The sequence below is a fragment of the Streptomyces calidiresistens genome (genome assembly GCF_014141525.1).
In the GTDB taxonomy this organism is placed as follows: Bacteria; Actinomycetota; Actinomycetes; order Streptomycetales; family Streptomycetaceae; genus Streptomyces; species Streptomyces calidiresistens.
The window spans coordinates 1-8,489 of record NZ_VKHS01000165.1 but is presented as its reverse complement, the minus strand read 5'-3'; the positions used below and the strand labels follow the sequence as shown (position 1 = coordinate 8,489).

At 73.5% G+C, this 8,489-nt stretch carries 9 protein-coding genes; 6 read left to right on the top strand and 3 right to left on the bottom strand.

Annotated elements, in window-relative coordinates:
• Nucleotides 1-131: 131 nt before the first annotated feature.
• Entirely contained in the window at nt 132-1,256 is a 1,125-nt protein-coding gene (locus tag FOE67_RS09655; RefSeq protein ID WP_182662565.1) for a DUF5925 domain-containing protein, read from the top strand.
• A 114-nt stretch (nt 1,257-1,370) separates the two neighbouring features.
• On the opposite strand, the gene FOE67_RS09650 is transcribed toward FOE67_RS09655, so the two are convergent.
• Nucleotides 1,371-1,769, bottom strand: coding sequence for a GntR family transcriptional regulator (locus tag FOE67_RS09650; protein WP_182662569.1), 399 nt, complete (start codon nt 1,767-1,769; stop codon nt 1,371-1,373).
• Between the two features lie 373 nt (nt 1,770-2,142).
• On the opposite strand from FOE67_RS09650, the gene FOE67_RS09645 reads away from it, so the two are divergent.
• Together FOE67_RS09645 and FOE67_RS09640 are read left to right on the top strand one after the other, a co-directional pair.
• Nucleotides 2,143-3,228 carry a lytic polysaccharide monooxygenase auxiliary activity family 9 protein gene (locus FOE67_RS09645; protein WP_182662563.1) on the top strand — a complete coding sequence of 362 codons (1,086 nt, stop codon included), beginning with the start codon at nt 2,143-2,145 and terminating at the stop codon, nt 3,226-3,228.
• Between the two features lie 228 nt (nt 3,229-3,456).
• Nucleotides 3,457-4,122 carry a pyridoxamine 5'-phosphate oxidase family protein gene (locus FOE67_RS09640; protein WP_182662567.1) on the top strand — a complete coding sequence of 222 codons (666 nt, stop codon included), beginning with the start codon at nt 3,457-3,459 and terminating at the stop codon, nt 4,120-4,122.
• Nucleotides 4,123-4,192: 70 nt separating this feature from the next.
• Here the strand turns inward: FOE67_RS09640 and FOE67_RS09635 are convergent, their stop codons facing one another.
• The gene (locus FOE67_RS09635) at nt 4,193-5,056 is read right to left on the bottom strand and encodes an esterase/lipase family protein (protein WP_182662561.1); all 864 of its coding nucleotides are present in this window, start codon (nt 5,054-5,056) and stop codon (nt 4,193-4,195) included.
• A 309-nt stretch (nt 5,057-5,365) separates the two neighbouring features.
• On the opposite strand from FOE67_RS09635, the gene FOE67_RS09630 reads away from it, so the two are divergent.
• The 3 genes from FOE67_RS09630 (at nt 5,366) to FOE67_RS09620 (ending at nt 7,713) form a co-directional block, all read left to right on the top strand.
• Nucleotides 5,366-6,391, top strand: coding sequence for an RNA polymerase subunit sigma-70 (locus FOE67_RS09630; protein WP_182662558.1), 1,026 nt, complete (start codon nt 5,366-5,368; stop codon nt 6,389-6,391).
• 109 nt (nt 6,392-6,500) lie between these two features.
• Complete coding sequence (locus FOE67_RS09625) at nt 6,501-6,965, top strand: hypothetical protein (RefSeq protein ID WP_182662557.1); 465 nt, start codon at nt 6,501-6,503, stop codon at nt 6,963-6,965.
• A gap of 76 nt (nt 6,966-7,041) precedes the next feature.
• Nucleotides 7,042-7,713 carry an HAD family hydrolase gene (locus FOE67_RS09620; protein ID WP_182662555.1) on the top strand — a complete coding sequence of 224 codons (672 nt, stop codon included), beginning with the start codon at nt 7,042-7,044 and terminating at the stop codon, nt 7,711-7,713.
• A 62-nt stretch (nt 7,714-7,775) separates the two neighbouring features.
• Here FOE67_RS09620 and FOE67_RS09615 read toward each other — a convergent pair whose 3' ends face one another.
• Nucleotides 7,776-8,396: a GNAT family N-acetyltransferase gene (locus tag FOE67_RS09615; RefSeq protein ID WP_182662553.1), complete on the bottom strand. Its 621-nt coding sequence runs from the start codon at nt 8,394-8,396 to the stop codon at nt 7,776-7,778.
• Nucleotides 8,397-8,489 lie beyond the last annotated feature (93 nt).

The window sequence follows — 8,489 nt, the reverse complement described above, 5'->3', positions numbered from 1 at the left end:
CCACCCGGTTGTTCCGCCTCCGGCCCGGGGGCCGTTGCGCGCCCCGGGGCGCCCCCGCCCCGGGGCGCGCTCCCGGGCGACGCGCCGAAACCCCTGTGCGGGAGACCCCCGACTGACGGATCATGGGGCGCATGTGTTCCGAGCGCCGCCCCGGTTCCCCGCCCCCGCCGCCCTTCCGACTGGTGGTCAACGACCCCGACTCACCGAGCGAGACCATCGACACCTTCCTGGTCAGCCGCTTCGCGGAGGGCGAGTTGCCGTACGCGCGCGAGCGCCGACTGGGACAGGTCAGGGAGGGGCACACCCTGCTGCCGGCGGAGGCCGAGCCGATGCTCTCGGTGCGCGGCGACGACGGCTGGACGGTCCTCGCCATGGGTGAGGACTGGGCCGTGCGCTCCCGCAGGTGGCGCTTCGGCGCGGTGGTCACCGTGGTCGCGGCGAGTGAGGAGCGGGCCGAGCAGGTGCTCAAGGAGGCCGTGGACGGCGCCGAGGAGGAGGAACGGACGGAGCCCTCCCGGGTGCCGATGGGTTTTTGGCACCACTCGCCGCGCGGCGGACCGGTGCGCACCAGCCGGGTCATCGACACCGAGAGTTGGGAGGAGGCACGGAACAACTACTCGGCGCCGGTCGCCGACGCCCTGGATCGCCTGATGGCCACCACGCCCGCCTCCGTCTCCGGGAGGCTGCTCCTGCTGCACGGTCCGCCGGGCACCGGCAAGACCTCCGCGCTGCGGACCCTCGCCCGCAGTTGGCGCGAGTGGTGCCGGGTGGACTGCGTGCTGGACCCCGAGCGGCTGTTCAACGACGTCGGCTACCTCATGGACGTGGCGATCGGCGAGGACGGCCCGGACGAGGACGAGGAGGGGAAGGGCACCGGCCCCAAGTGGCGGTTGCTGCTGCTCGAGGACTGCGACGAGTTGATCCGGGGCGGGGCCAAGAACGCGGCGGGCCAGGCGCTCTCCCGCCTGCTCAACCTCACCGACGGCCTGCTCGGCCAGGGCCGCCGGGTGCTGGTCGGCATCACCACCAACGAGGACCTGGAGACGCTGCACCCGGCCGTGGTCCGGCCGGGTCGGTGTCTGGCCCGGATCGAGGTGGGGCCGTTGACCCGCCCCGAGGCGGTGCGATGGCTGGGCACCGCGGAGGGGGTGGGCCCGGAGGGCGCCACCCTGGCCGAGTTGTACGCGCTGCGGGGCGGGGACGCCCCCGCCTCGGTGACCGAGTCCCGGCCGGCGGGCACCGGCGCCTACCTGTAGTCGTTCCGTGGTCGTTCCCGGCCCGGGCGGACGCAACGGACCGTCCTCCCGGGCCGACCGGGCCCCGGCGCCTCACCCCCCGTGCGCGGCGCCTCACCACCCGTGCGCGGCGCCTCACCCCCCGTGCGCGGCACGTTCTTCGGCCCAGACCGCCCTGACCGCGTCCTCGGCGGCGGCCCGGGTGGCCGCCTCGTCCAGTCCCAGTCGCCGGGCGAGGCGGACGAACTCCTCGGCCGCCCGGGCGACCTCGCGGGACGCGGCGTCCCCCGAGCCCGCGACGACGGTGCCGTTGCGGCCCCGGGTCTCGATGACGCCGTCGGCCTCCAGGGCCCGGTACGCCTTGGCGACGGTGTTGGCCGCCAGGCCGAGTTCCGCGGCGAGCCCGCGCACGGTGGGCAGGCGCAACCCGACGGGGAACTCGCCCGAGCGGGCACCGGCGGCGATGCGGGCCCGGATCTGTTCGTAGGGGGGCTCGGGGGCGTCGGGATCGATGGTCAGTCTCACCCGGCCGATTCTGCCCCGGGGGCGACCGTCGCGGTCGGTCACGAGGCGTCCCCCTTCTCCGCGTTCACCCGTCTCCCCGCTCCGCCCCCGGAATCCCTCGCCGGGAGGGGCGCCGCACCATCCGGGACGAGGTGGCGAAACGGACGGACCGGACAGTGGTCTTAACCGTCTTTCAGGCTCTCCTTAACGCCGCCATAAAGGAGCCCTTATCGGCTGTCGGCGCAGGTCAGCGGGGCTAACGTAGTTCTCGCCAGGCGGAGTTGGCGGATCCGGACCCGGGTGTTCGCGCACCGGGGCCGGTTCCATCCGGTCGATCCCCACCGAGTCGCGCCGGTGGGGACCACCGCACCACGATGCCCCCCACAGCAAGGAGAACCCCCGCATGTCCCCCCGACGTTCAGCAGCCACCGTCGGCGCCCTCGCCGTCGCCCCGCTCGCCCTGAGCCTGCTGACGGCCACTCCCGCCGCCGCGCACGGTTCCATGGACGACCCGATCAGCCGGGTCAAGCTCTGCCGCGAGGAGGGCCCCGAGGCCCCGCGCTCGGACGCCTGCCGCGACGCCGTCGCCATCGGCGGCACCCAGCCGCTGTACGACTGGAACGAGGTCAACATCCCCAACGCCGCCGGGGCGCACCGCTCGCTGATCCCGGACGGCCAACTGTGCAGCGCGGGCCGCGACAAGTACGCGGGTCTGGACCAGGCCCGCGCCGACTGGCCGGCCACCGCGATGAACAGCGGCAACCACACCTTCCGGTACACCGCGACCGCGCCCCACCCCGGCGGTTTCGAGCTGTACATCACCACGCCCGGCTGGGACCCGACGCAGCCGCTGCGCTGGTCGGACCTGGAGTTGTTCGGCGAGGTCTCCGCTCCCCCGCTGGTCAACGGCGACTACGTCTTCGACGCCACCATCCCGCAGCGCGAGGGCCGCCACCTGATCTACAGCATCTGGCAGCGCACCGACAGCCCCGAGGCCTTCTACACCTGCTCCGACGTGGTCTTCGGCGCCGACACCGCCGGCGCCCCGGTGGTGGAGCGTCCCGCCGAGCCGGTGGACGTGACCGAGGGCGTGGATCCCACCACGGTGGGGGACCACCCGGACCACGAGCACCACCACGGCCCCGAGGAGGGCTACGACGCCCTGGCCGCCGCCGAGCGGGCGGGCAAGAACCTGGACAAGTACGACCCGAACGAGGCGACGGACGCGTCCGAGGACTCCGCGGAGACCCCGGAGGACGTCGCCGGTGACTCCGGAGCGGACGCCGAAGAGGGTGCGAGGGGCGCGGACGGCGGGCAGCCGAACGCCCCGGCCCCCCACGGAGGCGGCGACGAGGTCAGGCTGGCCACGACCGGCAGCGACCCGGGAACCCTGGCCGTTGCCGTCGGCGGTGCCGCGGCCCTGGCCCTGGGTGCGGGCGTGCTGCTCGTGACCGCCCGCCGCCGGGTGTCGGGGCGCAACCGCGCCTGAGACGTCCCTCCGGACCGGTGCCGTCGGCTCCCGCCCCCACCCCTGTGGGGAGTCGACGGCACCGCCCGCCCGCTTCGGCCGGAACAGGCGGAATCCGGCCGAAGCGGAGCGGGCCCCGCGGCCCCCGACCCCTCGCCCGGACGGGCGGGCGTAGGGTCGGGGGCGCGGTCGTGTGCGGCCGGGCGAGCGGGCCGCCGGTACACGGGGAACGGAGTGCGCGTGGGGATCATCGGGAGCACGGGGGACGAGGGGGTCACGGGGCCCGGTCCGCTCACCGCCGCGGTCACCGTCGATTCGGCGGAGGAACTGCGGGAGATCGTCGGCGAGCCCGTGGCACACGCACGGAACAAGGTACGGACCTCCCTGCACGCCCTGGACCGGGCATGGTTGGAGCACGCCCCGCTGTGCCTGCTGGCCACCGCCGACGAGGAGGGGAACTGCGACGTCTCCCCCCGCGGTGACCCCGGGCGGTGCGTGCTGGTGCTGGACGACCGGACCCTCGCCCTGCCGGACCGCCCCGGCAACAAGCGGGTGGACAGCCTGCGCAACATCCTGGTCAATCCCCGGGTGGGTCTGATCTTCCTGATCCCCGGGCGCGGCGACACCCTGCGGGTCAACGGGCGGGCCCGCATCGTCCGGGAGGCCCCCTTCATGGACCGGATGACGGTGCGCGGCCACCGCCCCCGGTTGGCGGTGCTGGTGGAGGTGGAGGAGGTCTATCACCACTGCTCCAAGGCCTTCCTGCGTTCACGGGCCTGGGAACCGGGCAGTTGGGAGCCGGGCGCCCTGCCCTCCCGCGCCCGGATCGCCAAGGCGCTCGACCGGCCCGACGACTCCCTGGAGGAGTTGGAGGAGTACTACGGCCCCTCCTACGCCGAGCGTCTCTACGGCTGACACGGGGCCGGTCGACCCGGCCGCGGGACCGGGTCGACCGGCTGTCGGGAGGGCCCGCCGGGAGCGACCGTCAGCCGATGACGGACAGGCAGGTGGTGGGTCTCGACCGCGAGGGATCGAGGATGTTGGCCACCTCGTGGAAGACCACGCGGTCGGTCAGCCCCACCCCGGCGTGCTCGGAGAGGTTGAGGGCGCACAGGTCCTGCACGAGGATGTTGCGCACCCCCGGTTCGTTGATGAACTGACTGCGCCACGGCGTCACGATCTGGTCGTACCGGGTGGCGATGACGGTGTAGGAGACACCGGGAACGGTGTAACCGTTCGCGTTGAGCGAGGTGAGGAAGTCGGATCCGACGACCTGTTGGCTCAGCGCCGGCGCGTTGAGGAACAGCGCCTCGTCGAGACCGGGGAAGAGGGGCAGCAGTCGGGTGAGGCCCAGCAGGGTCGTGCCGTTGGTGCTGGGGGCGATGGCGATCAGCGCGTTGACCTTGTCGGCCGCCCCGGGATGGTGCTTGAGGTAGTAACGGGGCATCAGGCCGCCCTGGGAGTGACCGACCAGATCGACCTCCCGGGCACCGGTGGCCCGCAGCACCCGGTCGACGAAGACCGCCAGGTCGCCGGCGGACTCCTCGATGGGGCCGAGTCCGTGGAAGACGGGGACGCCGGGGAGGACGCCGTGATCGAGGGAGAAGACGCAGAAACCGCGGTGCTTCAGGTAGGGGGCCAGGCCCCACCAGTTGACGTGCTTGTTGGCGAGGGTGCCGTGCACGAGCACCACGGGGCGGGGGTTGCGCTCGGACGGCTTGCAGGACCAGTCGTTCCAGCCGCTGCTCGGGGGTGTGGCCGCGTGCGCGGCACCACTCGGGAGGAGGGCGACGGCCAGCGCGAACACCAGCCCTGCGCACAGGCGCGCCCATCGGTTCCGGGACAGCATCGAGTGGCTCTCCTTACGGGATCGCGGGAGTGGATCACTTGGGGGGTGACGCCACGGCGATGCGGTCCGGACCACAGTTACTGCCGAGTACATGTCAAGTTACGACCAAGTAACCACTCCGCCCATCCTCCGTGCGGTGAAGAAGGAAGCACGCGATCCCCCCGGGAAGCACACAACGGGCTCCCCGCTCGAGGAGGCACGGAGCCGGGTCACGCCGAGGGAAGGGAAACCCCATTGACGACCCAGCCGACCCAGCCGACCCAGCCGACCCCGAGGACCCCGCCGACCCCGGACAGTGGGAATCACGACGTGACACCGGCGGCGATCCGAGCCGGCGACGAAGCGGCCTTCGCCCTGCTCGTCGAACGACATCACCGTGCCCTGCGGGCTCACTGCTATCGGATGCTCGGCTCCTTCGCCGACGCCGAGGACACGCTGCAGGAGACCTGGCTCCGGGCCTGGCGCGGACGACACACCTTCCGCGGGGAACGCGGGGTCCGCCCCTGGCTGTACCGCATCGCCACCCGTGCCTGCCTCGACGCCCTCACCGGACCCGGCCCGCGCCGAAGCCCCGTGCCCGCCGTGAACGGCACGGGCGCCCCGGCCCACTCCCCCCGGGCCGAGGTGACCTGGCTGGAGCCCTACCCGGACGAACTCCTGGACCCGCCGGCCCCCGAGGAGGAACGCCCGGAGGCGCTCGCCCTGGCCCGGGAGACGATCGAGCTGACCTTCATCGCGGCGTTGCAACATCTCCCGCCGCGACAGCGCGCGGTGCTGATCCTGCGGGACGTCGCGGACCGCTCCGCCGCCGAGACCGCGGACATCATGGGGACGAGCGTCACCTCGGTCAAGAGCGCCCTGCGCCGGGCGCGCGAGGGGCTGCGCGACCACCTGCCCGCCCGACGCTCCGAGTGGAGGGCGGGTCCACCCGCCGATCGATGGGAACGGGAGGTGCTGAGGAGATACCTCGACGCCTCCCGACGCGCCGACCTGTCGACCCTTGCCGCCCTCCTGGCGGAGGACATCCGCCAGTGCATGCCTCCCGATCACCTGGTGTTCGAGGGGCGCGAGGCCGTCCTGGACCTGTGGCGGCCGGTGTTGACGGGCGACGGGGCGTGGGGGGAGTGGTGGTGCGAGGCCATCGCCGTCAACCGACAACCCGCCGCGATCAACCGGGTGCGACGGGGGACGGAGTCCGCCTGGACCCCCGTCAACATCGACGTGCTGCGGGTGGAGGGCGGCCTGATCACCGAGATCGTCACCTTCACCCCCTCGGTCCTCGGGACGTTCCGCCGGGCCGCCCGGGCCGCATCGCCGGAATGGCACGTCATGTGATCGACGTCACATCGAAACACCGATCCCTTCCCTCTCCCCTCCCGGTCATACGGTCGTGCGGCCCACCGGTCCGCACGACCCGACCCACGAGCACCCCCGGAGGGGCGACATGACGACGACCCGCATCACGACCGCGAACGGCCCCGCCCCGGAGGCGGATCTCGCGGAACTGGCCCGGCTCACCGGCACCTGGCGGGTGGAGGGCGGCGCGGAGGGCACCGTCACCTTCCGCTGGGCGGAGGGTGGGTTCTTCCTGATCCAGGAGGTGGAACTCGAACAGTACGGGGAGCGGATCATCGGGTTCGAGGTGATCGGCAGGAGGAAGCCCTTCGGGGCGGAGAAGCCCGACGCCGAGATCACCTCCCGCTTCCACGACAACCACGGCAATACCCTCGACTACGTCTACGAGACCGAGGGGGACACCCTGATCATCTGGGGCGGCGAGAAGGGCTCCCCCGCCCATTACCGGGGCACCTTCTCCCCCGACGGGAGGACCGTGACCGGGGGGTGGACCCATCCCGGCGGCGGTGGTTACACCTCCACGATGACCAGGGTCGACACCCCGGCTTCCTGAAGGGCACCTCCGAAAGGCCCCGGGCGGCCCCCGGACCGATGCGGGGACCTCCCGGGCCGGGGGCTAGCCTGATCGGGTGGCATCACCGGTGGAACTGGTCATCTTCGACTGCGACGGCGTGCTCGTGGACAGCGAGCGGATCGCCCTGCGCATCAACGTGGAACTCGGCGCCGAACTGGGCTGGACGATGGACGAGGAGGAGATCCTCGACCGCTTCCTGGGACGCTCCGGCGCCGCCGTGCGGGCGCAGATCGCCGAACGGCTCGGCGAGGCCGGGGCCACCGAGTGGGATCAGCGGTACCAGGAGCGCCTGCACGCCGCGATCCCCACCGAGCTGACCCCCGTGCCCGGCATCCGTTCCGCGCTGGACGCGCTGGCCCACCGGGAGGAGCGCGGCGAGCTGCGGACCTGCATCGCCTCCAGCGGCGACCACGCCAAGATGCGCCTCACGCTGGGCACCACGGGGCTGTACCCGCGCTTCGAGGGGCGGATCTTCAGCACCACGGAGGTGGCGCGGGGCAAGCCCGCCCCCGACCTGTTCCTGCACGCCGCCCGCCGCATGGGCGCGGAACCGGCCTCCTGCGTGGTGGTGGAGGACAGCCATCACGGGGTGAACGCCGCGCGGGCGGCGGGGATGCGGTCCCTGGGGTACGCCGGTGGGCTCACCCGCCCGGAGCGCCTGGCCGGGCCGGACACGATCGTCTTCGAGGACATGGCGCGGCTGCCGGAGTTGATCGCCGGCCTGTGAGCCGGACGCGGTCCCGGCGGGCGCACGGCCGGCGCCCGCCGGGACCGTGTCCGGCCGACCGGCTACCCCCTCCCGGCCCCGGCGGGCGGGGTCTCCCGCGGGTCCCGGTGGAAGATGGTGGTGGGGCGCAGCCGCCCCGCCGGGTCGGCGGCGTAATCGGGCACCCGGCCCACCTCGATCCAGCCCGCCGCACGGTAGAAGGTCTCCGCCGGGCTGCCCGTCTCGGTGTCGAGGACCAGCAGGGTGAGCCCGGCGTCCGCGGCGGCCCGTTCCGCCGTGGCGAGCAGGGCCCGGGCCACTCCCCCGCGTCGTGCCGCGCGGGAGACCATCAGCTTGGCGATCTCCCCCCGGTGACGCCCGTTCGGCTTGTCGACCGGGTACAGGGAGATGGTGCCGATCACGCGTCCGTCGGCGTCACGGGCGATCCACAACCACAGCTCGCCCGCCGCCACCTCGGGCACCCGGTGCTCCCACCAGGTCCGGGCCCCGGCCTCGTCGAGATCGGCGAGGAAGCCGAGGGAGGCACCGCCCGCCACGGTGTCCGTGAGGAGCGCCGCCAGCCCGTCCAGGTGGGACGGGAGCTCCGAGGCGGTCGGGCGCAGGATGTGCGGGGCGCCGCCCGTCCGGGGCGGCGCGGGGGCCGGTGCTCCGGCCGTATCGGTGCGGGCTTCGTCGACCGTCATGCTCTTCTCCTCGGTGGTGGGGTCGGGGTCGGTGAGCCGGGGCCCGGGATCGGGTCCCGGGCACGGGGCGGGGTGTCCGGGACGCCCCGGGGG